27 protein-coding genes are annotated in these 23,631 nt (G+C 39.6%); 8 read left to right on the top strand and 19 right to left on the bottom strand.

The annotated features are described in order from the left end of the window. Positions 1-50: 50 nt before the first annotated feature. From G4Y78_RS23155 to G4Y78_RS23140, 4 genes are all read right to left on the bottom strand, one after another. Positions 51-389 (bottom strand): DUF3301 domain-containing protein, encoded by a 339-nt coding sequence (locus G4Y78_RS23155; RefSeq protein ID WP_163835257.1) that lies wholly within the window; start codon positions 387-389, stop codon positions 51-53. Positions 390-481: 92 nt separating this feature from the next. Continuing rightward, positions 482-1,333: a polyphosphate kinase 2 family protein gene (locus tag G4Y78_RS23150; protein ID WP_163835256.1), complete on the bottom strand. Its 852-nt coding sequence runs from the start codon at positions 1,331-1,333 to the stop codon at positions 482-484. Positions 1,334-1,458: 125 nt separating this feature from the next. Next, a complete protein-coding gene (locus G4Y78_RS23145) occupies positions 1,459-1,932 on the bottom strand; it encodes a methylglyoxal synthase (RefSeq protein WP_163835255.1) in 474 nt (157 codons plus the stop codon). A gap of 46 nt (positions 1,933-1,978) precedes the next feature. Next, a complete protein-coding gene (locus tag G4Y78_RS23140; protein ID WP_163835254.1) occupies positions 1,979-2,962 on the bottom strand; it encodes a phosphatase PAP2 family protein in 984 nt (327 codons plus the stop codon). A gap of 186 nt (positions 2,963-3,148) precedes the next feature. Here G4Y78_RS23140 and G4Y78_RS23135 point away from each other — a divergent pair, with 186 nt between their 5' ends. After that, positions 3,149-3,607: a DUF302 domain-containing protein gene (locus tag G4Y78_RS23135; protein WP_163835253.1), complete on the top strand. Its 459-nt coding sequence runs from the start codon at positions 3,149-3,151 to the stop codon at positions 3,605-3,607. Positions 3,608-3,731: 124 nt separating this feature from the next. Here the strand turns inward: G4Y78_RS23135 and G4Y78_RS23130 are convergent, their stop codons facing one another. After that, the gene (locus G4Y78_RS23130) at positions 3,732-4,292 is read right to left on the bottom strand and encodes a thioredoxin family protein (RefSeq protein WP_163835252.1); all 561 of its coding nucleotides are present in this window, start codon (positions 4,290-4,292) and stop codon (positions 3,732-3,734) included. Between the two features lie 140 nt (positions 4,293-4,432). On the opposite strand from G4Y78_RS23130, the gene tpx reads away from it, so the two are divergent. Next, positions 4,433-4,930 (top strand): thiol peroxidase, encoded by a 498-nt coding sequence (gene tpx / locus G4Y78_RS23125; protein ID WP_163835251.1) that lies wholly within the window; start codon positions 4,433-4,435, stop codon positions 4,928-4,930. A gap of 366 nt (positions 4,931-5,296) precedes the next feature. Beyond that, on the top strand, positions 5,297-5,632 hold the full coding sequence (locus tag G4Y78_RS23120; protein ID WP_163835250.1) for an STAS domain-containing protein: 336 nt from the start codon (positions 5,297-5,299) through the stop codon (positions 5,630-5,632). Between the two features lie 94 nt (positions 5,633-5,726). Here the strand turns inward: G4Y78_RS23120 and G4Y78_RS23115 are convergent, their stop codons facing one another. From G4Y78_RS23115 to G4Y78_RS23105, 3 genes are all read right to left on the bottom strand, one after another. After that, positions 5,727-6,395 carry a glutathione S-transferase family protein gene (locus tag G4Y78_RS23115; protein ID WP_163835249.1) on the bottom strand — a complete coding sequence of 223 codons (669 nt, stop codon included), beginning with the start codon at positions 6,393-6,395 and terminating at the stop codon, positions 5,727-5,729. Next, positions 6,392-7,021, bottom strand: a complete 630-nt coding sequence (locus G4Y78_RS23110; protein WP_163835248.1) for a glutathione S-transferase family protein — start codon at positions 7,019-7,021, stop codon at positions 6,392-6,394. The genes G4Y78_RS23115 and G4Y78_RS23110 overlap by 4 nt, the downstream gene beginning before the upstream one ends. A 551-nt stretch (positions 7,022-7,572) precedes the next feature. Beyond that, positions 7,573-7,809: a hexameric tyrosine-coordinated heme protein gene (locus G4Y78_RS23105; protein ID WP_163835247.1), complete on the bottom strand. Its 237-nt coding sequence runs from the start codon at positions 7,807-7,809 to the stop codon at positions 7,573-7,575. A gap of 152 nt (positions 7,810-7,961) precedes the next feature. On the opposite strand from G4Y78_RS23105, the gene G4Y78_RS23100 reads away from it, so the two are divergent. Further along, positions 7,962-8,384, top strand: coding sequence for a MarR family winged helix-turn-helix transcriptional regulator (locus G4Y78_RS23100; protein WP_163835246.1), 423 nt, complete (start codon positions 7,962-7,964; stop codon positions 8,382-8,384). Between the two features lie 345 nt (positions 8,385-8,729). Beyond that, on the top strand, positions 8,730-9,866 hold the full coding sequence (locus G4Y78_RS23095) for a phospholipase D-like domain-containing protein (RefSeq protein WP_163835245.1): 1,137 nt from the start codon (positions 8,730-8,732) through the stop codon (positions 9,864-9,866). 538 nt (positions 9,867-10,404) lie between these two features. Here the strand turns inward: G4Y78_RS23095 and G4Y78_RS23090 are convergent. Further along, positions 10,405-11,406, bottom strand: a complete 1,002-nt coding sequence (locus tag G4Y78_RS23090) for a type II secretion system F family protein (RefSeq protein WP_163835244.1) — start codon at positions 11,404-11,406, stop codon at positions 10,405-10,407. A 163-nt stretch (positions 11,407-11,569) separates the two neighbouring features. Continuing rightward, positions 11,570-12,337, bottom strand: a complete 768-nt coding sequence (locus G4Y78_RS23085) for an enoyl-CoA hydratase (protein ID WP_163835243.1) — start codon at positions 12,335-12,337, stop codon at positions 11,570-11,572. 282 nt (positions 12,338-12,619) lie between these two features. On the opposite strand from G4Y78_RS23085, the gene G4Y78_RS23080 reads away from it, so the two are divergent. Next, complete coding sequence (locus G4Y78_RS23080; RefSeq protein ID WP_163835242.1) at positions 12,620-13,294, top strand: metal-dependent hydrolase; 675 nt, start codon at positions 12,620-12,622, stop codon at positions 13,292-13,294. Between the two features lie 44 nt (positions 13,295-13,338). Here G4Y78_RS23080 and G4Y78_RS23075 read toward each other — a convergent pair whose 3' ends face one another. Then, complete coding sequence (locus G4Y78_RS23075) at positions 13,339-14,295, bottom strand: 2Fe-2S iron-sulfur cluster-binding protein (RefSeq protein ID WP_163835241.1); 957 nt, start codon at positions 14,293-14,295, stop codon at positions 13,339-13,341. 199 nt (positions 14,296-14,494) lie between these two features. Here G4Y78_RS23075 and G4Y78_RS23070 point away from each other — a divergent pair, with 199 nt between their 5' ends. Next, positions 14,495-15,232, top strand: coding sequence for a L,D-transpeptidase family protein (locus tag G4Y78_RS23070; protein ID WP_163835240.1), 738 nt, complete (start codon positions 14,495-14,497; stop codon positions 15,230-15,232). Here the strand turns inward: G4Y78_RS23070 and G4Y78_RS23065 are convergent. From G4Y78_RS23065 to G4Y78_RS23050, 5 genes are all read right to left on the bottom strand, one after another. Beyond that, the gene (locus G4Y78_RS23065; protein WP_163835239.1) at positions 15,229-16,272 is read right to left on the bottom strand and encodes an NAD(P)/FAD-dependent oxidoreductase; all 1,044 of its coding nucleotides are present in this window, start codon (positions 16,270-16,272) and stop codon (positions 15,229-15,231) included. The genes G4Y78_RS23070 and G4Y78_RS23065 overlap by 4 nt on opposite strands. Beyond that, a complete protein-coding gene (locus G4Y78_RS23060; RefSeq protein WP_163835238.1) occupies positions 16,273-16,605 on the bottom strand; it encodes a hypothetical protein in 333 nt (110 codons plus the stop codon). A 194-nt stretch (positions 16,606-16,799) separates the two neighbouring features. After that, positions 16,800-17,252, bottom strand: a complete 453-nt coding sequence (locus tag G4Y78_RS30860; RefSeq protein WP_329604976.1) for a LysE family translocator — start codon at positions 17,250-17,252, stop codon at positions 16,800-16,802. A 9-nt stretch (positions 17,253-17,261) separates the two neighbouring features. Then, entirely contained in the window at positions 17,262-17,447 is a 186-nt protein-coding gene (locus G4Y78_RS30855) for a hypothetical protein (RefSeq protein ID WP_222937563.1), read from the bottom strand. Between the two features lie 324 nt (positions 17,448-17,771). Next, complete coding sequence (locus tag G4Y78_RS23050; RefSeq protein WP_163835237.1) at positions 17,772-18,686, bottom strand: LysR family transcriptional regulator; 915 nt, start codon at positions 18,684-18,686, stop codon at positions 17,772-17,774. 230 nt (positions 18,687-18,916) lie between these two features. Here G4Y78_RS23050 and G4Y78_RS23045 point away from each other — a divergent pair, with 230 nt between their 5' ends. Continuing rightward, complete coding sequence (locus tag G4Y78_RS23045) at positions 18,917-20,437, top strand: fumarate hydratase (protein WP_163835236.1); 1,521 nt, start codon at positions 18,917-18,919, stop codon at positions 20,435-20,437. 54 nt (positions 20,438-20,491) lie between these two features. On the opposite strand, the gene G4Y78_RS23040 is transcribed toward G4Y78_RS23045, so the two are convergent. The 3 genes from G4Y78_RS23040 to G4Y78_RS23030 form a co-directional block, all read right to left on the bottom strand. Then, the gene (locus tag G4Y78_RS23040) at positions 20,492-20,770 is read right to left on the bottom strand and encodes a late competence development ComFB family protein (RefSeq protein WP_163835235.1); all 279 of its coding nucleotides are present in this window, start codon (positions 20,768-20,770) and stop codon (positions 20,492-20,494) included. Positions 20,771-20,977: 207 nt separating this feature from the next. Next, complete coding sequence (gene preA / locus G4Y78_RS23035) at positions 20,978-22,261, bottom strand: NAD-dependent dihydropyrimidine dehydrogenase subunit PreA (protein ID WP_163835234.1); 1,284 nt, start codon at positions 22,259-22,261, stop codon at positions 20,978-20,980. Then, positions 22,261-23,631, bottom strand: a complete 1,371-nt coding sequence (locus G4Y78_RS23030) for an NAD(P)-dependent oxidoreductase (protein ID WP_163835233.1) — start codon at positions 23,629-23,631, stop codon at positions 22,261-22,263. The genes preA and G4Y78_RS23030 overlap by 1 nt, the downstream gene beginning before the upstream one ends.

Below are 23,631 nucleotides of genomic sequence, written 5' to 3'. Positions count from 1 at the left end.
GGGGGGAGATTTCCCTCCTTTCTTTTAAAGAAACCGAGGCACTGGATTGATTACTGTAAGTAGGTTTGTTTGGTTGCTTCAGGCTCTTCATTTGGGTTATCAATTTGCATTTGTTGTATTTTATAACCCAGCAACTGGACAGCTCCTTTATAACGCTCAGCACCATCTAAGCTAAACTCAAACTGGTAACCACGAGCAAAGACTATTTGCCCCTGTGTATTACGTTTAAGTTTCACCCAATTAAGAGCAACTGTGTCGTCCAATAGTTGTAATTGCATAGATTTACAAGCCCTCGCTACCGCTTGCTTTGCAGTTTCTTTTGCTTTGATTGCATCCCACCACAGTAAGCCTGCTGTTATACATATGATAATAAGTAACCAGTCCAGCATATCCAATATTTCTTATTTAACTAATCAGCCGACTAAATAGATTACCTGATTAAGCTTAATAACACATGGTGTATTTCTTAAAAATAGTTATCTTAGCTAGTTTTTTTGGCTTGTTTGCTGAGGCTGGTAACCATTTCATCTGGCAGGTCATCTACAGTAAAAGGGGGGGTGATTACTGGATAACTGGGCTTCATTGCCGTGAGGGTGTGATTGAGGATTTTTGCTATAAGCAAGTCACGAAACCAAGTGTAATCGCTAGGAATAATATACCAGGGATGTAATGGGCTATGGGTTAGTTGAATGATTTGCTCATAGCTTTTTATGGTTTGGCTCCAATATTTTTGGATATGCAAGTCGGTAGTTGTTAACTTCCAAAACTCTTCAGGATTGGCAAGCCGTTGCAAGAGGCGATGACGGTGCTCTTGACGGCTAATATGTAAATAAAACTTAATTACTTGAGTACCACTATCCCTAAGCAGCAGTTCAAAGTTATTAATATGAGTGGCATGACTATGTAAGTATTTTGGATCAATATTATTACTAACTATATCCCGAAGTATCCACTCATAATAACTATGACTGAATATCCCAATCATGCCTTTACTGGGTGCATAATGGTGAAACCGTCGAATAAAGTCATGACGTTGATCATCTATACCGGGGGGGTCAAAAGTGTGGGCGGATATGCCGTGTGGACTAAGACTGGTAAATACCTGTTGGAGATTGGATAGTTTGGCAATGCTATCCATGGCTTGAAAAATAATTAACACGGACTGCTTTTGTTCTGCAAATAACTTGGTTTGCCACTCGTGTAAGCTAAGGCCAAGGGTTTGTGCTTCTTTTTTGGCATTAGTTTTATCCAAATTAAAGGTATAACTCGGGTTATATGCCTCTAAATTAAGTTCTCCCTGTGATGGTGGTAAAAAGTAGGCGAGATCCACCATAATAAGCCTATCCTCTCTGTGTTGCTTTTGTTTTTTTCAAGCTATAAGTATAGTTGTGACAGAAGAGATAACCTGTTTTGTTTCAGCTTGATTATTGTTCGTTCCCCACTAAGTAGGTGTTGGTATTAATTGGTCTCTGCAATATGCCGTCGTTTAATTCGGTAATGCTCATAATCAGGCACACTGTGTGTGTAGTTTTCACCTATGAGTGGTGAGCTGATTAAAAAGTCAGCCGAGGCTTGATTACAAGCAACAGGAATGTTCCACACCGCAGCAATACGCAACAGGGCTTTTACATCTGGGTCGTGGGGTAATGGCTCGAAAGGGTCCCAGAAGAAAATCAACATATCAATGTTGCCATCGGTAATTAATGAGCCTACTTGCTGATCACCACCTAAGGGGCCACTAATTAACTTTTCGATAGTTAAATCCAAGTTATGCTCTAGTAATGCACCTGTAGTACCTGTTGCATAGAGTTGATGTTGCTCAAGGATGGGGGCGTGTTCGCTAACCCAAGCTAGCATTTCTTTCTTTTTATTGTCATGAGCCACCAGTGCAATATGCTTGGGTTGGTTCATGTGGCGTTGTGTATACTTCATATTTTGCAATCAAGCCTTAACTGTTTTCAGCATAGTTCATAAGTGTTTACAGTGACAACGTATGACGACTTTGCCACCTTAAGCTAACCCTTGGCCATAGATAACTTACCCATACCCCAAAAATAAAACTACGAATAACTTGTAACAAATAGTAGCTGACTGTATCAAAGGAAGTAGTTACTTTTATGATTAACCCTAAGCCATACCAGATAAGCAGTCCACTGACTATTCCCCCCAGGCAGCGTACTAATCTTCCGTGTGGTTGTGCTAGTTGGTGCCAGCCTTGCTGTTGATAGCAGAGAATAGCGCCAATCCATAATCCAGTCAGCATTGCTGTATCACGACAAATGGACTTTAAATTGATAGGTATAAAGGGTTTATCTGTTTGGCTAGCTGCATAAGCATTAGTTAGCCAATACTCTGGAGTAATAAAAGACAAGGTTGCTAAATAACTGCAAATCCCTGTTAATAAAAAAGCCCCACAAATGCCGAGTACTACTGCTATTTGTGTACGACAGCTTTGTTGGATGAACCAAGGAGTTATTTTATTCTCACAATAACTAAAAATAACTAAACAGGTTAAGGCAACTCCCCAACCTGCAACAACCTGGCTAGGAAAGTGAGCTCCAAGATAAACTCTGGAAAGTCCTACAATTAACATAATGCTAATAGATAGTAGCCAGAAACCAGGGCGGCTAATCGCCAAAGCCCAGCGCCCCCAAAAGCTTAAACTGCTATTAGCATGGCCTGATGGCATACCAAAAGCATGGTCGGGAATACCTTTATATAATTCAGGGACTAACCAATAAGGGCGGGGAGCATGAAAGAGTAACTTGAAAATACCGTTTAGTGTGCTGGATAACAATAAATAACCGCTTAAACTAACACCTAAGCGTGGGTTCCAGCCCCAATAAAGTAAGCCGATGATTATCAGATAAAGCTCACCATAGCCAAGCCAGGAAAATAGTTGAAAAACAAAGTGTAAACTACTTAACTGAGCTTGAACCCAGTTTATAATTGCTACATCCAACAGTCACTTCCTTAGTTTTTTTGTTATTTATGGTGGGATTATACGTAAATTCTAATCTCCAAGGCGAGAGGGCAGGGTGAAAAATAAATTGTTAGCTACTTCCCTAAAATTTAAATTGCCTGGAAGGATTAGCCTGTTAATAGTGTCTATTATAAGAGCTGAATAACAACATAAGGAGTAACTGCAATGAAAGCCAAGCAACTACTATTTACCCTGCTTTGTATGGCTATGTCTGCCAGTATTTGGGCTGATGGTCTTGAACAGATTTCGTCTATTCATAATGTGGACCGTACAACTGACAACTTAGTAAAAGAACTTAACAACCTGAAAGATAAAGGCGTAAGGGTTTTTACTGTTATCGACCATAGAGATAATGCTAAAAAAGTGGGCCTGGAGTTACCACCAACCAAGCTTGTGATCTTTGGTAACCCTAATGTAGGTACTAAGTTAATGCAGTGTGCACACACGACTGCTATCGACTTACCACAAAAATATCTGGTGTATCAAAACAAAGCTGGCAAAACAATGATTACTTACAATAACCCAGAATATTTGGTTAAACGCCATCAAATGAAAGGTTGTGATGCTTTGATTAGTAAAATTCAAGGCTTATTAGCAGGAGTAGCAAATAAAGCAGCCAAATAGCATACTCTTCACGAATGATTTTTATGGCTTGTTGTCTTCACCTCTTACCCTAATCACCTATTATGTATAGGCTCATGGGGCTTTGATGCTCGACGGCTAGCTGTTGTATATCTAGCCGTCAGTTTTAGGCATGTTTCCACTTAATATTACAACCCATACTTGGCACTTGTTTTGTTGAAATGGGTTGTCCTGCAACTAGACTGGTAAGAGCTTGTCGTAGATCTTTGCCTGTTACAGGTTTATTGTTGCTTGGTTTGGCTTCATCAAATTGGCCACGATAAACACACTTTAATTGGCTATCAAATAATAAAAAGTCAGGCGTGCACGCTGCTTCATAAGCTTTTGCAACTACTTGGGTTTCATCATAAAGATAAGGGAATTTAAAGCCTTGTTTTTGTGCCATTATTTTCATTTTTTCTGGGTGGTCATCTGGATGGCTAATCACGTCATTAGCACTGATTGCTACACAACCAATCCCTTGTTCTGAAAATTCATTTAGCAGTTGGGTGTATTGGTCGATAATGTGAATAACAAATGGACAATGATTACAAATAAAAGTGATCAATAAACCTTTAGGACCTTTCAAGTCTGCCAATGAGTACTTTTTATCTGAAATAGTATCAGGTAAGGTGAAGTCAGGTGCTATTGTGCCTAATGGCATCATGTTTGATGGTGTTAGGGCCATATTTAGCCTCCTTGATAAGCTAGAATCCACTTAAAAACGTGTTGTATATGTTGCTGAGAGTATAAATTAGTTGCTTCTTGTTGCCTAATTTTATAAGTAAAATGGTTTTTCATTTTTTCAATGACAAATAGGTATTAATTATGTCTACTGTTACATTTCAAGGTAATCCAGTCAGCGTTTCTGGTAAATTTCCTACAGTTGGTGAAAAAGCAAACTCATTTAGTTTGTGTGGTGCTGACTTGTCGGATATTAAATTAGGCGCCTTTGCTGGCAAAAAAGTTGTGCTTAATATTTTTCCTAGTATTGATACGCCTGTATGTGCTGCCAGTGTTAGAGCTTTTAATCAGAAGGCAGCGGCAAAAGAAAACACCGCTGTTATTTGTATTTCAGCTGACTTGCCTTTTGCTGCTGGGCGGTTTTGTGAAGTTGAAGGAATTAATGGGGTGGTAACTGCATCATTTTTCCGTACCCCTGAATTTACTGAGTCTTATGGAGTGAATATTAATGAAGGTCCTTTACGAGGTTTAGCTGCTAGGGCAGTCATTTGTTTGGATGAGCAAGGCAAAGTGGTTCATAGTGAATTGGTTAAAGAAATTACTGAAGAGCCAAACTATCAGGCAGCATTGGATGCTTTGTAAAATAGTAGAGTTGCCCTGAGATATGCTTTTAACTTCTTAATAATTAATATAATCAAGGCGTGTAATCACATGCTTTGATTAAAACAGCCATAGCTTATTTTTTAGACAAGATTATATTCTGTACAACTGTCCAGGCATAAGGCCCTAGGAGAAAAGGGTAAAATGTCTCTATTCTAGAGTTACTAATGGGGCGGTGCGAGCGGATATATATTAAAAAACGTGATTTTAATCACAAATATTGTGTGACTTTACTATGCCTTTGTTTTTTTTGATCGCATGATTAAGCAAAATGTGAATTAAAACAAAATTATATTTCTACATGTGTTTATTATTCATCCGCCTGTTTGAATAGCGAAGTGATTGTTCATGGAAGCAGCAGGCAGTTATTCAGGAGAGGTTGATGTTATGGCTATTATGACTACTGAAACGAATGATGAAGTTGTCATTCATTTAGGTAAAACTTTTAAAAGTAGCGATGTTGCTGCCTTCGTAGATGCCTATTGCAATAGAGATTCGTCTAAGCAATTGATTGTAAATTTAGAAAAAACTGAATATATCAGCAGTTGTGCTTTAGGGCTATTCATCAATATACAGAAAGTAGGTACGCTTCGGTTTGCTAATGGTAGTGACTTTATTAAGAAACTGTTTAGCCCAACTGGGTTGGATGAGCGGTATTTTATCGAATCTGCGGCTACTGCTTAGTCATATTTCTGCTAATTCATTGTAATAAAAAAGACCTTTAATCAAATGGTCTTTTTTATTGTTACTTCGTTGATAATAGTGCTTGTTAGTAAGTTTACCTTGTCACTATTTTGCTTATTTGCTGAGCTTTCTCTTCATCTGATGCTTCTGATGAGGGGGGGATAGCAATCCCTTTTTGTACTGTTTGGCGTTCGCCAATTAAGTTGATCCATTGTTGTAAATGATTTAAGCCGGCAATATCAATACCACTCCACTCATAATTGCGGACCCATGGCCAGGTGGCAATGTCGGCAATGGTGTATTCATCTCCTGCAAGATATTGATTGGTTATCAATTGTTTGTCCATTACTTCAAATAAACGACGTCCTTCATGTTGATAACGCTCAATTGCTGCTGGAATTTTCTCAGGAAAATAACGGTAAAATACATTGGCTTGTCCCATCATAGGACCAACACCACCCATTTGGAACATTAACCACTGAATTGTTTGTGAGCGCTTGTAGGGATCTTTGGGCAATAATTTCCCAGTTTTTTCAGCTAAATAAATGAGTATGGCGCCAGACTCAAACACAATAAAGTTGTTATTATCACGGTCAATAATGGCAGGAATTCTTCCATTAGGGTTAATGGCTAAATAATCAGGTTGCTTTTGGTCTCCTGCTGATAAGTCTAAATGATGGACTTGATAGTTTAAGCCTAGTTCTTCCAGGGCAATCGATATTTTATGGCCATTAGGAGTGGCAGCAGTATACAGTTCAATCATGTTTGTTCTCCTAAAACGGCTTGAATCGCTGGGTGCTCACTTACTCTGGTATACCAGCTTTGTATGTTAGGTAGGGTGTCATCAAGGCGAATATCCAAATAAGCCATGAACTTAACTAAGACATAAGTGGTAATATCAGCGATGGAATATTTTTCACCTGCTATATATGGACAGTTTTCAAGTTGTCGGTTGAGGGTAGGTAGGAAATTAATTAACCGGTCTTTAGACTCATTTCCCCATGCCTCTACACAGTTTTCACGATCTTTGTAAACCCCAGTAATATTTCTAAATGCTTGAAAACCGACCAGTAGTCCTTGTAACTCAACAATACGCTGCCACATTTCCACTTGGGCGCGTTCTAATGGAGTATCGCCAAACAATGAAGGGGTAGCAGGGTATTGCTCTGCAAAGTAGCGGCAAATCGCAATACTTTCACAAAGGGTGGTGCCATCATCAAGCTCTAGTACAGGAATTTTGTTATTCAAACTTTTGGCTTGAAATGATTCATTTAAGTTTTCTCCTCCACGGATATCAACATTCACCCGTTCTACGTGGATGCCCATTTCTGCCAGGAATAAGCTAACCCTAAGGGCGCTTGGAGCAGTAGGCTGTTCGTATATTTTCATTACAAACCCTTTTCAGAGTAATCTTTTAGAGTGAAATCTAGCCTATACCTCAATGAACAGTCAATTTTGATTGATGTAATTAAAATACACCGTATATAAGGCAAAATAATACGACATGATTTCCAATACGATGGAGTATTAATAAGCAATTTAAAATTGCTTAAAGTAAAAAATTAACATTTATTAATAAATATTCTTAAGAATGCACATAATATGGATGTATCTTATGAACAAGGTAAGTGGCTATTCAAAGTTGCAAATAACATTTCATTTGCTGATATGGAAAGAAAAAAGAGGGAGGACATAAAAATATTTTTGTCCTCCGAGGAGAGTAAAGGAGGTATTAGTTAAAACAGGGACTCCTACATGAATATTCCACTAAACAACTAAATTTTAAAAATTGAATACTAGGGCCTATTAACCCATTTCTCCACGCAGTGGTTGTTACAAGTCATTTATGTAGAATGACTACACGGCATTCCTTGTGCCTCATTGGGCAAAAAATAGTTTACAGCAGTGGTGATCTAAATAGTGTTAACAGACACTAATGGTTATTTTCGCCAATAATTATTAGCCGCTGCTATAGTTTGAAATTCAATAGCGACTATTTGACCTGCTTTCATTAGTTTGGAGCTATCTTCTGCATAGTCTGGCCTTAATTTAGCTCGAATATTTGCGTCGGGTTGAATGGCTGCAATCGTTTTTCGCGCAATTTTTATAGCTAATTCTCTGCCTTCTGCGGGGGTGGTGGTTATCAGTGAAGGTAAAATTTCATCGTATACTGACATGGTTTATTCCTCATAGGGATATTCACGCATAGATTATGTGAATTTTTGTTTGCATGCGAACTATTCGTGGACTAATAATATGGCTGGAGAAGTTGCTTGTCAATTAGTTTGTGTGCAAACTATGTGGTAACGAATTGAGTTAAGGTTTTAATGTGTCTGCTCCCAAGTTAAATGATCAGCTATGTTTTGCACTATACGCCGCGTCTAATGCGGTCACACGCTATTATCAGCCATTATTGAAACCATTGGATTTAACCTATCCTCAATTCGTGGTGTTAATGGCCTTATGGGAAAATGAAGGTATTTCCATTAGCCAGCTGGCGGCAAAAACAGGCTTAACAAAGCCAACAATGACTCCATTGCTTAAACGTTTAGAGCAAAAAGCATTGGTTGAACGTCAAGCTGAGCCTGGGAATGATCGCCAAAAATCGATTGTTTTAACTGAAGCAGGCCGTAGCTTATCTAAACAAGGGGGAGAGATTGCACAAAAGGTGTTTTGTGCGACGGGGTTAACTGAGCAACAAGCCAGGGAGCAAATTGAACTCTGCCAACAACTTATCACGACACTTGAATAGTAGTTTTTATTACTCTCATTCTGCTTTCTTACTTTCTTTCAATAGTCAATTATAAGCTATTTACTTGGCTTTATTGTCTTTTACACTGCGGATCTAAAAATAGAACGATGTATAATAAAACAAGATAAATTATATTAAGGGCTATATTTATATGTAGATTGATTTTATATCCATTGGGCTAAGTTAAGTTTGACATAAATGAAACCAGTTGCTGTGATAGCATGGGTTTGCTGCCTATGAGTATTTAGGGCATGATAAACATCACTTGTTACTTGATCGAGCCTTGGTTGCTGAGCATAGGCTGAATTAGCAATGGGGTGCTGAACTTTATTTAATGAATACAAAGTGACTAAATACTACCCTTGGCGAACTGCAAACTATATAGAGTTACTCGTTGATGGCAATGAGTTTTTCCCGCACATTTTTTCGTCGATTCTTAAAGCTAAAGAATATGTCATTATTGAAATGTACTTGATGACTTCTGGTCTACTATTTGAAGCGCTATATGATGTGCTGACTGAAGTGACTGATAGGAAGGTAAAAGTATTTTGCTTGATTGATGACTTTGGTAGTTTGGGGTTAACAGCAAAAGACCGGCAACGACTACTTAAACTTGGTGTACAACTTACATTGTATAATCCATTAAGTCTAAAAAAACAGCGACTGACGGATAACTTTAACCGTAATCATCGCAAGCTTATTTTAGTTGATGGTGAACTGGCCTATATAGGCGGTTTAGGCATTACTGATGTTTTTTACAACCCTATTACGAGGAAGGCTACCTGGCATGAGGTGATGCTAGCGGTTTCGGGGCAAGTAGTGGCGGACTGGCTAACACTATTTAAACAGACATGGGTGAGATGCAGTGAATTGCCGATTGAGTTAAGCCAGCCGACAGTCAATATAAATGAAGTGGCTCCCCATTTTATGGCAAGGTTGAGTTTTGGTAGCTATTTTATAGATGCAGATATTGTCAGGTCATTAGTCAAGCAAATCAAAAAAGCGCAACATAGAGTTTGGCTGGCTACTCCTTATTTTTTACCTTCTAATAAAGTGAGGCGGGTATTGCGTCGAGCAGCTAGAAAGGGGGTAGATGTACGACTGCTGTTATCTGGAAAATATACTGATAATCGCTGGGTACGTTATGCTGGCCAGCGCTATTATTACCGTCAGCTTCGTGATGGCGTAAAGATTTATGAATATCAGAGCCGATGTCTGCATGCTAAAATGGTATTAGCTGATGATTGGGTTAGTATAGGCTCTTGTAACTTTGACCATTGGAATTTACGTTGGAATTTAGATGCAAACCAAGAAGTTAAGTCCGGGGCGTTTGCTGAAGGCGTTAAGTTATTATTTGAGCACGATTTCAATATCTGCAAGCAATATACTTTTGCCAACTGGTTAGATAGACCATGGCATAAACGCTTCCGAGAATGGTTGTTTAGTGTGTTGGGACGGCTTGCTATTAGAATTGGTCGTTAACCTGTTTGTTATTATCTAACCAAAGTGAATGGTTTTTAGGGACGGCCTCCGGGCGATGAAATTAATCAACAACACAAAGAAGATGTGGAGCAATTTATAAAATCTGTTGAGCCGTACTCCAGTGGGAGTTGTGAAAATTTATTTTTACGCTATTTTCAGTATTTTGCTGGCTTAGTTCTAACATTACTCACTCAAATGGTACTGATTATATGTTAATTGCATGGCAAGCTTCTACTATTGAAATAAATCCTTTAACACTAGGGTTATCTATAGGAGGATGTTTTCTTATTATTGGGCTTATCTTGAGGAGGTATAATATGAGTAGATTAGCCAATAATGCTGTGAAATAAAAAATTTGGTTTGCTAGGGAAATTAAAATAGTTAATGAAAATAAATGATTTTAAATTATTGTAAATATGGTTAAGCATAACATGAAAGAAATATAGCTTGTCATTTGTTGGCAGGTTTTATGTTGTAGGTTTTTTGATGGCTTTTGCTGATTTTATATTAATAAGTCTTATTTTATTCATAGGGCTCACTACGCCACAGTGGTCATTGGTAGTCCACCTTTGATAATACTATAAGCCATCCATACGGCAATTAATACATAAACTAGACGTGGTACCCACTCGGTTATCATACTGGTATATAAGTGAATTTGTTCAGTTTCCATTTTAGCACAATGTAACAGCATGCCACTTAAGTCTCCTGCATGCTCTCCTGTTGAGATCAATTGAGCAATGGTGGGTGCTGTGTTTTCTAAGCTTGAAAATGCTTCAGTGAAATTGTTTCCTGCTTGCAGTGATTGCTGAATAGCTTCAAATTGTTGACGCAGCATCTGGTTTTCTATAAAGCGATAGGCCTTTGGCACTGCTTCCATAATGGGTAGCCCAGCTTGAAGTAATAAACCAAGGGCTTGAATAAAGTCTCGAGTTTGCACTCTCTCATACCAGTTGCCAAAATAGGGGAAATGGATTGTAAATTTGTCCCATTCGCCTTTTAGTGCCCCCAAAAATCCATGACGAATCCAATAGGGTAGTCGCCAACCAATGTAGGCAATTGCTCCAAGTTGACCAAGCAATAATAAATTACCGGTAATATAGGCAAACAGTGTTATATTGCCTTGAAATAAAGCAGGAAACTGTCTAATAAACACGGCACAAATTAAAATAATCACAGGAAATACTAAACGGCTTTTGATTTGCTTAAGTTGAGAGGCACTGGTTTGGTATATTTCAGCTAATTGACGAAATATCGCCGTATGAACGCCACCAGCTTCTGCCACAGCTATTAGATAAGCATCTCTTTCTGTTAATAATCCAGCTCGTTTACCCGCAGTGGATAATGGTTGGCCACGTTTTATATCCTTCAAAGCAAGGCTTGCTCGCTGGGCTACTTGATCATTACCTTGGATAAGTAGGTTGATGGCGTGTTCCATCGACAGTCCAGATTGTTCCAATCGACTTAACTGAATGAATAGGTGAGCACGCTGCTGGTGAGATAATAGGGAGTGTTTAGTGGAACGGGCTGGTTTAGGCATAGTGGGTTGGTACTTGACCAAAGTTATTCTATTTATAGGAAGTGAAAGATAAAGTATTAATTTTGAAGAGTGTAGGTGTGAAGTTTTGCAAAAGCTAGTGGATATGGGGTAATTGACTATGCTACTGCAAGTCTTGTAGTAGCATAGTCAATACAGTATTTGACTAAAACTGACTAAAATCCGCTGGTCGTTTTTGCAAAAATGCTTTCATGGCTTCGGCTGCTTCAGGCGAACTCAGTCGTTTAATAAATTCTGCACCTTCCTGTTTCATTACTTCAATAAGCTTTTCTTTGATGGGTTGCTTCAACAGTCGTTTGCTTAATTGCACTGCACCAGGGGCAAGTGCTGCTAATTGATTGGCTTGATCAACTGCGTGGTCAACTAATTGAGCTGAAGGAACCTGGGCACTGGCAATGCCTAGGCTTACAGCTTCTTCTGAGCCAAACTTTTTGCTGGTTAATAATAGTTCAGCTGCTTTTCGATGCCCAACCAGCCGCGGTAATAGCCAGGTTGCTCCACCTTCTGGGCATAAGGCTAGTTTCACAAAGGGCATTTGTAGTTGGGCATTGTCGCCTACATAAACAAAGTCGCAGTGCAGCAGCATAGTAGTACCAATCCCTACCGCTGGACCATCAACGGCGGCAATCAGGGGCTTTTCTAGCTCAACTAAGGCCTGCAAAAAGTGAAACACTGGGCTGTTAGTACCAGTTGGGGGACGTTGCATAAAGTCATGGATGTCATTACCACTGGTAAAACACTGTGGATTCCCTTCAATAACCACAACTCGTATCTCGTTGTTTTGATTAGCATTAACCAATGCCTCTGCCAAAGTGCTATACATTTGGTTGGTTAACGCATTCTTTTTGTCTGGACGGTTGATTTTTAACCGCAGTAGCTGCTCGTGTTGGTTAACTATCACTAAATCAGGCACGTTGCTTGCTCCTCTTGTTTACCGGCGATTGGTTGCACCGATAATCATCTATTTATAATAGACTATATTAAACGTTTGTTTGAAACTAGGCTAGAGGAGAGTAATAGCTTAAATATTGTTTAGAGAGCGACCAATGTTCGCTTGATTTATAGTTAAGGGTAAACAAATCGCGCATCAAAAAATGAAATGAAGTGAATAAATATAGCTAATTATAAATTCGATAGAAAAAAATGAATATTTATGATTGACTGGCCACAAGTAAACAACTGAAGTATGTTTTTTATGGCGAATTTTAATACACATATTAATGTGGCAGCAACTTGCGGTGGTGTTGTTGCTATTACGGGTTTGGGTGAAGGCATTTTAAGTATTTCACAAGCATTGATTGCTTGGGTGTTAATTTCTATTGGAGGAATTTTGCCTGATGTGGACTCTGATCATGCCAAACCAGTAAAAGCTTTATTTACTGCATTAGCTGCTGGGGCTGTGGTTTTAGTAGTGACGCATATGCAGCCTATGCCGCCAACACCGGTTTTGTTAGTGGTTGGGATATCGGTTTATTTGGTAGTGCGAATATTGGGGTATAAGGTATTTGCTCAATTTAGTGCCCATCGTGGTATTTACCATTCGCTGTTAGCGGGTGCCTTATTTATGGCGGCAACAATTGTCTTATGTCACCAAGTATTGTCGACTAATGCAATATTGGCTTGGGGTAGTGGGGTAGCCATTGCGTTGGGCTTTTTGATTCACTTGGTTTTGGATGAGATTTATAGCGTTGACTTGGTAGGGGTTCGAATAAAGCGCTCGTTTGGTACTGCAATTAAACCAATTGATTTTAGAAACCCACTTAACTCATTAGTGATGGCAGGTATTGTCGTGGGGTTGTTTTTTCTTGCTCCATCACCAGAACCATTTGCCAAGTGGTTTAGTAATCAATGGCTAGGCCGTTTAATATAGGGAGCCATTACTATTTAAAGGTACCCTATCGAGTATATGGAATATTACGGCTGTTGTGGTTCATGGGAAATAAAGGCCATCATTTGAATCTGGTTATCTGGCAGAGAAAGCTCGGCAAAATATTGCCTGGCAGATTTGATCATGCTAGCAAGCCCTGTCAGATAAATATTGTACAGGTTTAACTGGGGTATTTGCTCTATTACTTCAATTAAATTGGCGACTGTTTGGGATGTGACTTGCTGATAATTAAACTGTGGAAAATGCTTTGCCAGTTCTGTTAATGCTTCTTGCCAATATAATTCCTGGGTATTAGAAACCCAATGGATGAGTTTTATATTGCCACGGTGCCCATCCATCTCAAGTTTGTCTTTAGCTGCAAATAAGGCGCTACCTAAACCAGCTTCTGCTGCAATAATTAATATTGGTTGTTGGGGAGAGGTTTCTGGTAACTTAAGGTCACCTTGCAAGTCACTAATCAGCAATTGATCACCAGATTTGGCATCATCATGCACCCAGCGGCTGAATTCTCCCCCAACTACTCGTTGAATATGGAATTTTAATTGAGAGGGTTCGGATAAATTCGTTAAAGCATAGGGTCGTGCAAGCGTTTGTCCTAACCATAAAGTAATGTATTGTCCTGGTTGAAAGCGAACCGGACGAAGTGTGGTTAAGGTTAATTCTTTTATGGTTGGTGTAAGCGAATGGATATTACTAATAATTGTTTGTTGTTGTTCGTGCTGACGATTGATTAAAGCAACTGTTATATCCTGCGTGGGGTGACATTGGCAGGCTAGGAATAATTGTTTGGCTAATTGCTCTTCGCTTAAACCTGCTTGAGCTGATTTAGGTGGTATGCCATTAGTCATTTTCATTAAGCAAGAGTGGCATACTCCAGCCCAGCAGGAATTAGGCACTTTTATTCCTGCTTCTAGCAGTGTTTCAAGCACACTTTTGTTTGCTTTTATAGGAATACTGGTTTTTCCATAGTGAATGGTTGCCATAAGTTACTATACCCATTCCCATTGGCTAAACGCGCCATAATTGGTTACTTTTCCACTATCTATAGAGTAGTGTACCTGAAAATTACTGTGTTAATCTTATGTTTTTAATTAATTTAGCTCTGCTTTCGTTTGCTATACTCTAACTGGGGTATATCCAAATTGTCATAACTCAGTAGTAAATGCAAGTAGTTGGTTAATTATGTTATACATAGCCATATTGATATCGTTTTTTATTTCTTCTAGTGTTGGGGCTTCATTTTATTTCGGTAAACCTGTTTGGTACTCTTACTATATTAGTGTTGTTGGGGTGCGAACGGTTAAGGATGTGATTGATCACTATCAAGAGGATGTACAAGGCCGACTAAAGCCCTATCTGGATCGGGCAGGTTTCAAAGAGTTACCAACAGCCTTAACTCTATTAGGAATTAAAAATGAAAAAAAGCTTGAATTATGGGGGCAAAACCTAGCCGGTGAGTGGCTGTTTATTCGAAATTTTCCTGTGCTGGCAGCCAGTGGCAAAGCTGGACCTAAATTACGGGAAGGGGATAAACAAGTCCCTGAGGGGGTTTATAAAGTCGTTGGCTTTAATCCCAATAGCCGTTTCCACCTTTCTATGAAAATTAATTACCCCAATTCCTTTGATTTGAAATATGCTAAGTTGGAAGGTCGGCATCGGCCGGGTGGCAATATTTTTATTCATGGTAAGGCGGCGTCGATAGGTTGTTTGGCTATCGGTGATCGGGCAATAGAAGAGTTATTTGTGTTGTCTGCATTGGTGGGTAAAGAAAATATTAGAGTGATCATTGCGCCTTCAGATCCGAGAAAAAGCCAGTTGAAAGTAAATAGACCACTTCCTTGGTGGACAAATAAATTATATCAGCAAATTAGTACAGAATTTACTGAGTTTGTGCCACAAGCCTATATAGCCTTGGATTAAGCATCGATGTAATCTACAACTGTCTTAGCCGTTAGTGGGGCGTATTTAAAACCAATCCCTGAGCAGGCTGAAACAAGGTAACAGAGATCATTACGAAACACTTGTGCCATATCTGTTGGGCCTTGTGTCCTGTGATTGTAAGCAAGCAGTTTAGGTTTTATTTGAGAGCAGTTAGGAAAGAACTCTTTGAAATGCATGATAAACTGGCTAACGAGATGATTTTCATTTATAGGGAGATCATTTGTATCAACGGTATGGGTTAAGCTGCCACAACCAAGTTTTAGGGGGATATCTAGTATTAGTGGTATACCCCATAAATCATTATAAGCAGGGAAGGTCCAGGCAGGCATATAAGACCTTACTGGAATAAGCGTTGTTGGCAGTTCAGCGTAAAGCACAAAACAGCGTTTAGTGGCAAAGTTTTGTTGTGAGAGTCCTTCCCAGTGATTCATTTGACCAAGTAAGGCACTTGTTCCTATACCAGCTGTGATAACAACAAAGTCCGCTGAAAATTTTTCTCCTGTTATTGTTGCAACAGTAGCTGTAGTACTATTTATTGTTTGTACTTTTTGGTTTGAGCGTATAGAAACCCCCAGTTTAGCCAAAAGGGTGACAAGATCTTGAAGAATTTGGCTTGCCATTAAGACTCCATATTCAGGGAATAAATAAGCAGATGCCTTTGTACTACCTGATAATATAGGCATTAGCTTGCAAGCATCATCAAAGCTTAGTTTATACGAAGCTGTTAGCCAAGGGACATCTTGCTTTTCTAATAAGACTACACCCGTTTTGTAAAAATGAGTTTGACCAAGCACACCCCATAAGTTATGCCACATGTTGAGTGCTTTTTTGGTAGCGTTAACTCTTTCTGGTTTATTAGGTGTATAGGGGTGTATAAGGCGATGTAGACCATGGGATGCTGACTTTGGATTTGGAATAGAGCCTTGATCGACAACAGTAACGTGCCATCCTGCTCTATTAAACTCATATGCTGTCATTAGACCATTAATACCAGCACCAATAATGATAACTGATTTCATTCAGTTTTTTATTGTAAATAAGTGAGCATCAAAAACTTCCATAAAGTAGTTAACTGAGTGAGTGTTTTTTGATAAATTTGAACTCAATTTTTGCATTAAGCTTGGCATAATTGGATACAAAGATTTGATCCATCCCTGAAGCAAATGGCTAATATTGGCGAGGAATGTTGCCTTATTGTTATTAGATATTGCAGTATCGGCAAGGGTAATCATAAATTGCAGGCCATGAAGGCAATCTTCTGCTGCCTGGCGTAAATGAAAATGTTCAACCGTATAACTTTGTTTGACTCGTTTTATTAGTGTTTGAGCTGCTATTGTATAGGTTTGATCCACCACCAACCTTTTAAAGAAATTTATCTTCCTTGTATTCAATTCATATCATAAATAGTTTAGATGTAAAAATAACCTAAACTTTAGTCGTATACAGCTTGGGGGATGCTGACAAGCTTTATAACATCCAAGGGTTGTCAGAAAATAAATGGCTTTGAAGACTGTTGCCCAATTTTACATATGGGTACTATTAGATGCTAAAAATTTACGTAAATAAGCCAAAATCCAATTAAAATTAACGCAATGGCTGATATGGAATGTAAGGTGGATGTCGTGCGAGGAGAATCCGCTGTGGACTTTGCTAAATAACCTCCAGATAAGCCGGCAAACAAGTCTATGGGTAATGCCGTTGCTGGTACGATAAGTGATATAGCAATAGCTTGAGTTAGGGAATAGTTTCCAGTTGCTAACAGCCCCGGTAATATCGATAAATAGAATAGAATTGTCTTTGGATTCAGAAACTCGACCATAACTGACTGAAAATAAAGTTTTAAAAGAGGAGCAGGTTGAGCTTCAATTAAGCTATTTTCATCTGCCTGATTGTTGACTTCTGCTTTCATTTTTACAAAAGATGAGATACCAAGATAAATAATATAACTACCGCCTATCAAGGCTATAGATTTCGCAATGACTTCACTACTGGCAACAATCGCTGTTACTCAAATTCCTGCTAAAATTGCATGAAAAGCACTACCAGTAGCAAGACCAAAGGCAGATAAAGCACCTGCAGATTTCCTTTGTAATACGCCTCGAGCGCTTACAAATAGTAATGATGGCCCAGGGCTAATTTTCATTAGCAGTGCTGCAAATGCAAAGGCGATAAGATGATTATATTCCTGTTCCATATTAGCTTAGTTCTATAAGTAAAAAAGAGTTGTTTCTTTGAAACAAGAACTATTATTGTTAATAGTTCTATAAAAAATATAATTCTGTTATTGTAAGCATGTTTGCTTGAAGAGAATATGTTATTATACGAAATAGGTTGTATATAAAAACAGTTATTAACTTAATTTTGTTACAGTACTGGTGGGCTTGTTATTTGCCAATAATACCAATTTGAATAATAGTGAGTGAGCTATTGTTTGAATTAAAAATGGTATATTAATTTGTAATCTTTGTGCAGTTAATATGAAATATATACGTAAAGGGATATTTTTCTTTAGCTCTTTTTAAGTTAATAAATACAAATGCTTTGCTTGTTCTGCAAGCTGCTCTTGAATAAAGTGAATTAACCGGCGACATCGCTCAGGTAACATTTGTTGACGTGGATACACCACATAAAGCGCACCTACAGGTATGGTGTATTCAGTGAGTAAGGGGACTAACCGTTTAGTGGTAATGTCTGTTTGTACTTCCCAAATAGATTTCATAACAATGCCTGCGCCAGCGACTGCCCATTGCCTTAAAATTTCTCCATCATTGGTATGGCGATAACCAGTAATGGGAATTTCAAAAATATTATCTGCAAGCGAAAAACGCCAGTATTGCATATGATTAAGCACTAAACACTGATGGTTAAGTAGATCATAGGGTGTTTGAGGATTTCCGTGGCTTTCAATATAAGCAGGTGCTGCACAAATTATTTGTTGATTAGGTGCGACTTTTAAGGCTTTTAAGCGACTATCACTTTGTGGGCCGATACAGATAATCAAATCGACATTTGACCAGTTGATATTTCCAATAGGGTCATTGACCAATAACTCCACTGAAACTTCAGGGTGTTTGTTTGAGAACTGTTCTAATAATAGGCAAATACATTGGCGGCCAATGTCTGCAGGAGCACTTACACTAATATTGCCAATTAAATTGTTTGGCTGATGGGCTAAATGCTGTTCAAGCCCTTCAAGCTCTGCCAAAATTCGCTGGCTGCTTTCCAATACTCGTTCACCAACAGCTGTTAATTGTAAAGTTGTAGAGCCTGGTTCATGCAACTGCAGGTTAAGCGATTTTTCCAATAGTTCGATAGCTTCTACCACTGCACTGTTTTTTTCTGAGAGATTACTGCCTACTGCAAAGCCATCCTGCTGGATGATTTTTGCCAGGTTTAGCATATCCATCAAGTTGACTGGTAGGTGGTTTGGCATTGTTTTCAGTGCTCCTGAATTATCTGACTGATAAGCCTCCTTAGCTAACAAATAACAGTCATTAATAATAAGCTAACTTGTTAGTTAGACAGTATATGTGGCTGTTAGTTAAGCAGGACTGGTTGCTTTAACCTTTTTGCCAAGAAACTGTTAGAATAGCGGCCGTTAACTTAAAACAAAATGAATAGCCTGAGCCTTTTAAGAGAGTTGTAAGAGGAGCACTAGCCCCCATGACTGTAATTCGCCAAGATGACTTTATCGATAGCATGGCTGATGCCTTGCAGTTTATTTCTTACTATCACCCCATTGATTTTATTCAAGCTGTGCATGAGGCCTATCAAAAGGAAGAGTCTCAAGCAGCTAAGGATGCTATGGCACAAATTCTGATTAATTCCAGAATGTGTGCTGAAGGAAAACGCCCTATTTGCCAGGACACAGGGATTGTCACCGTGTTTTTGAAAATCGGTATGAATGTGCAATGGGACGCGAAGTTAAGTGTTGAAGATATGGTGAATGAAGGGGTGCGCCGTGCTTACACTCACCCTGATAACGTATTGCGAGCTTCTATTCTGGCGGACCCAGCAGGCAAGCGAGCCAATACCAAAGATAACACCCCTGCGGTTATTCATATGCAGGTAGTGCCGGGTGATACGGTAGAAGTTCATGTTGCAGCAAAAGGTGGCGGCTCTGAAAACAAAACTAAAATGGTGATGTTAAATCCAAGTGACAGTATTGTTGATTGGGTGGTGAAAACCGTGCCGACTATGGGAGCAGGCTGGTGTCCGCCAGGTATGCTGGGCATTGGTATTGGTGGCACAGCAGAAAAAGCCGCTGTTTTAGCTAAAGAATCCTTAATGGATCCTATTGATATTCATGACTTACGTTCCCGAGGCCCACAAAATCGGGTTGAAGAGTTGCGCCTGGAAATTATGGATGCAGTCAATAAATTAGGTATTGGTGCCCAAGGGCTAGGTGGTTTGACCACGGTTTTAGATGTCAAAATTAAAGACTACCCTACTCATGCGGCGTCGCTCCCTGTTTGTATGATCCCTAACTGTGCTGCTACTCGCCATGCCCATTTTGAGCTGAAAGGCGATGGCCCTGCATTGCAGACACCACCCAGCATTGATAACTGGCCAGATATTACCTGGGATGTTGGCCCAAATGCTCGCCGAGTTGATTTAAACAGTATTACTCATGAAGAAGTCCAAAGCTGGCAACCTGGGGAAACGGTATTGTTGTCTGGCAAAATGCTGACTGGCCGGGATGCGGCACATAAGAAAATGGTTGAAATGATAGCCAATGATGAGCCGTTACCGGTTGATTTAAAAAATCGTTTTATTTACTACGTCGGTCCAGTTGATCCAGTGCGCGAAGAAGTGGTTGGCCCTGCAGGTCCTACTACTTCAACCAGAATGGATAAATTTACCCATACTATGCTGGAAACCACTGGGTTGCTAGGGATGATTGGTAAAGCCGAACGTGGCCAAGTGGCTATTGATGCAATTAAACAATTTGGGGCTGTTTATTTGATGGCTGTGGGTGGTGCGGCTTATTTAGTATCGAAGGCAGTTAAAGAAGCCAACGTGGTTGCCTTCCCAGAGCTGGGTATGGAGGCAATTTATGAATTTGATGTTAAAGATATGCCAGTAACTGTGGCGGTAGATAGCAAAGGGACTTCAGTACATCAAACTGGCCCTCAGGAATGGCAGGCGAAAATTATGCGAGCTGAGCCAGTGGAAGTTCAATAAGTCTTAATGCTCCTTGTCTTTGTATTGTGAGACTGGCAGCCACAAAAACCAGCCTCACAATTCTGCTTCTTTACTCCTTCTTACTCTGACAAATAACACTGCATCATCCACTGCTTTTTTTACTTTTGCTTCCATCTCAACCCGTTCGTCAGGAGATAAGTAATAGGCCATATCAATATCGTAATGAATATAACGTGGTGGCAGGTGGTTTAATGCTACACAAGCAATATCCGGCAAATACTCAGTAAGCGTTGGATCGCGTTGGTATCTATCGAGAATATAGTCTACGACCAAATGCTCGTAATAATTATGGAACTCTTCTTGTAAAGCCATTATGGATAAACCTATGTGAGCTACAGGTACTCTTGTAATACAAGTAGTGTAGCTCAAGCTTGAGGGGGAGGAGGGGTATGGGGTAAAACAGCACCTTCTTCCTCTGCTCAAAAAGGCCTTCCTTGACCTTTAGAGCTGAAGTTGTTCCAGACAGCCGCTACAGAACACCCTGTTTTAATTTGCTTGTGATGGTTTTCTAAAGTTTTATTAAGCTTCCTCTGTGCTTACTTCCCGCATTGGATTATTGGGATGTTGGGTCCAATTTAAATAGGGTTGATTAACGGGCTGAGGTTCCATGGTAATACAGTCAGTTACCGGACAAGTAATTTGACATAAATTACAGCCCACACAGTTTTCATCAATCACCTCATAAACCCGTTGCTGGTTATGTTCGGCTGCTTTAATCGCTTGGTGAGAAGTATCTTCACAAGCAGCAAAACAGCGGCCACAGCCTATACATAAATCCGGGTCAACTCTGGCTAGGGTTTTATAATTTAAATCTAAATACTTCCAATCCGTTAAATTAGGAACGGCTTTGCCGATAAAGTCATTCAGGTTTTTAAAGCCTTTACTCGCCATCCACTGACTTAAACCATCAGTTAATTCATCAATAATATTAAACCCATAAATCATGGCTGCTGTACAAACTTGTACAGTGCCAGCCCCTAATACCATAAACTCAGCAGCATCTCGCCAGGTGGTAATACCTCCAATTCCAGAAATAGGTAGCCCATGAGTTTCTGGGTTGCGGGCAATTTGCCCTACCATATTTAAGGCAATAGGCTTAACTGCAGTACCACAGTAACCACCACTGGTTACTTTTCCTCCGACAGAAGGAGCCCCTACCATGGTATCTAAGTCAATAGAGGTAATAGAATTTATCGTGTTAATTAGCGAAACCGCATCGGCACCACCTTTTTTCGCAGCAGATGCTGGTTGCAAAATATTGGTGATATTTGGGGTGAGTTTAACGATGACAGGTAAGCTTGAGTAATGCTTACACCAGCGAGAGACTATTTCTACATATTCTGGCACTTGCCCCACGGCAGAGCCCATTCCTCGTTCTGGCATACCGTGTGGACAGCCGAAATTTAACTCTATGGCATCTGCTCCAGTATCTTCCACTTGTCGTACAATGTCACGCCAGGAACCTTCATTGCAAGGCACCATTAACGAAACCACCATAGCTCGCTCAGGCCAGCTGCGTTTTACTTCACGAATTTCTTGTAAGTTTACAGCTAATGGTCGGTCTGAAATTAACTCAATATTATTAATTCCCACTAAATTGCCGTACATATCATGGTGGGCGGAATAACGGGAAGAAACATTCACTGGGGGTGGGTCTTCTCCCAGGGTTTTCCAAACAACGCCACCCCAACCCGCCTCAAAAGCACGGTTGACGTTGTACGCTTTATCTGTCGGAGGAGCTGACGCTAGCCAAAAGGGGTTGGGGGATTTTATGCCAATAAAATCACTGGTTAAATCAGTCATTATTTTCCCACCTTGGCTGTTAAATAATGGTGAATGGCTTGTGCTGCTTGTTTGCCTTGTTGTACTGCAGTTACTGTTAGGTCTTCACCTAGATTGATACAGTCACCACCTGCAAATACTTTATCAAGCGAAGTTTGGTAATTACTAAGTACTTTTATTTTTTCCTGTTCATACTCTAAGCATACTTTTTTATCTTTTACATGGGAGGAGTTATGACTAAATGCCGTATCTGCTAACGATTGGCCAATCGCTTTAAATACAAAATCAGTCGGTAAAATTAAATGCTCGCCTTTACCTTGCAACCTGTCGTTTACTAGCTGAGTATGTTCAAGTTCAATAGCGAGTAGTTGCTTTTTATCAGCAATAATTTTGGCAGGTTTAACCCAGGGTAAAATTTTAACCCCATGTAATAGTGCAAGTTGCTGCTCTTTTTCTGTAGCCCCCATTTGTGCTCGACCTCGGCGATAAGCTACCGTTACATCTTTGGCCCCCAGCTTTTTTAACTGTACGGCAATGTCAATGGCAGTATTACCTCCGCCAATAATGACTGCAGTTTTATTGGTGGGGAGTTCTGTTAGTTTTTGTTGGCGAATTTTTTCGATATATTCAATAGCATCGATTACTTGAGGGTGATCTTCACTTTCTACACCAAGCTTACGGCTACTAGCTAAACCAATTGCTAAAAAAACAGCATCGTAACTGTCTTGTAGTTCGTGAAGGTGAAAGTCAACTCCCATGGTTAAATTTGTGTGGAGTTGAATACCCCCAATTGCGAGAATTTTATCGATTTCTTGCTGAGCATAATCATTAATTAATTTATAGCCAGCAATACCGTATTCATTAAGACCGCCAGGTTTGGCTTTGGCTTCAAATAAATCAATTCTATGTCCTTGTTGAGCAAGTTGATGAGCACAAGCCAAACCCGCAGGGCCTGCGCCAACAATGGCAACTTGTTTGTTGGTAGTTGGTTGGCGACTAAAAGGGTAGGGATCACCTGCTAAACTATCGACTGCATAACGTTGTAATAAGCCAATTTGTACTGGCTGGCATTCTGGCTCTTTATTTCTCACACAAGCTTGCTGACATAAGGTTTCAGTGGGACACACTCGTGCACAACTACCACCTAATATATTCTCTTGTAAAATGGTTTTAGCGGCACCAATTGGGTTGTTAGCGCTTATTTTTCGAATAAAGCTGGGAATATTAATCCCCGTCGGGCAAGCCTCAATACAAGGTGCATCGTAACAAAATAAACACTGAGCTGATTCGGTTTTTGCTTCTAATGTAGATAACGGAGGATGCAAATCATCAAAATGATAGCTTTCACTATCAGTAATGTTTGCCTCTGCTAAGTTGATTTTTTCTTGCAT

The organism is Spartinivicinus ruber (assembly GCF_011009015.1).
GTDB lineage: Bacteria > Pseudomonadota > Gammaproteobacteria > Pseudomonadales > Zooshikellaceae > Spartinivicinus > Spartinivicinus ruber.
Note: the sequence above shows the minus strand (reverse complement) of the source record. Positions and strands in the feature narration are given on the sequence as shown.

Coding starts and splice junctions, on each gene's coding strand:
- G4Y78_RS23155 (WP_163835257.1), bottom strand. CDS start 389: ATGCTGGACTGGTTACTTATTATCATATGTATAACAGCAGGCTTACTG.
- G4Y78_RS23150 (WP_163835256.1), bottom strand. CDS start 1,333: ATGGTGGATCTCGCCTACTTTTTACCACCATCACAGGGAGAACTTAAT.
- G4Y78_RS23145 (WP_163835255.1), bottom strand. CDS start 1,932: ATGAAGTATACACAACGCCACATGAACCAACCCAAGCATATTGCACTG.
- G4Y78_RS23135 (WP_163835253.1), top strand. CDS start 3,149: ATGAAAGCCAAGCAACTACTATTTACCCTGCTTTGTATGGCTATGTCT.
- G4Y78_RS23130 (WP_163835252.1), bottom strand. CDS start 4,292: ATGGCCCTAACACCATCAAACATGATGCCATTAGGCACAATAGCACCT.
- tpx (WP_163835251.1), top strand. CDS start 4,433: ATGTCTACTGTTACATTTCAAGGTAATCCAGTCAGCGTTTCTGGTAAA.
- G4Y78_RS23120 (WP_163835250.1), top strand. CDS start 5,297: ATGGAAGCAGCAGGCAGTTATTCAGGAGAGGTTGATGTTATGGCTATT.
- G4Y78_RS23115 (WP_163835249.1), bottom strand. CDS start 6,395: ATGATTGAACTGTATACTGCTGCCACTCCTAATGGCCATAAAATATCG.
- G4Y78_RS23110 (WP_163835248.1), bottom strand. CDS start 7,021: ATGAAAATATACGAACAGCCTACTGCTCCAAGCGCCCTTAGGGTTAGC.
- G4Y78_RS23105 (WP_163835247.1), bottom strand. CDS start 7,809: ATGTCAGTATACGATGAAATTTTACCTTCACTGATAACCACCACCCCC.
- G4Y78_RS23090 (WP_163835244.1), bottom strand. CDS start 11,406: ATGCCTAAACCAGCCCGTTCCACTAAACACTCCCTATTATCTCACCAG.
- G4Y78_RS23080 (WP_163835242.1), top strand. CDS start 12,620: ATGGCGAATTTTAATACACATATTAATGTGGCAGCAACTTGCGGTGGT.
- G4Y78_RS23075 (WP_163835241.1), bottom strand. CDS start 14,295: ATGGCAACCATTCACTATGGAAAAACCAGTATTCCTATAAAAGCAAAC.
- G4Y78_RS23070 (WP_163835240.1), top strand. CDS start 14,495: ATGTTATACATAGCCATATTGATATCGTTTTTTATTTCTTCTAGTGTT.
- G4Y78_RS23065 (WP_163835239.1), bottom strand. CDS start 16,272: ATGAAATCAGTTATCATTATTGGTGCTGGTATTAATGGTCTAATGACA.
- G4Y78_RS30855 (WP_222937563.1), bottom strand. CDS start 17,447: ATGGAACAGGAATATAATCATCTTATCGCCTTTGCATTTGCAGCACTG.
- G4Y78_RS23050 (WP_163835237.1), bottom strand. CDS start 18,686: ATGCCAAACCACCTACCAGTCAACTTGATGGATATGCTAAACCTGGCA.
- G4Y78_RS23045 (WP_163835236.1), top strand. CDS start 18,917: ATGACTGTAATTCGCCAAGATGACTTTATCGATAGCATGGCTGATGCC.
- G4Y78_RS23040 (WP_163835235.1), bottom strand. CDS start 20,770: ATGGCTTTACAAGAAGAGTTCCATAATTATTACGAGCATTTGGTCGTA.
- preA (WP_163835234.1), bottom strand. CDS start 22,261: ATGACTGATTTAACCAGTGATTTTATTGGCATAAAATCCCCCAACCCC.
- G4Y78_RS23030 (WP_163835233.1), bottom strand. CDS start 23,631: ATGCAAGAAAAAATCAACTTAGCAGAGGCAAACATTACTGATAGTGAA.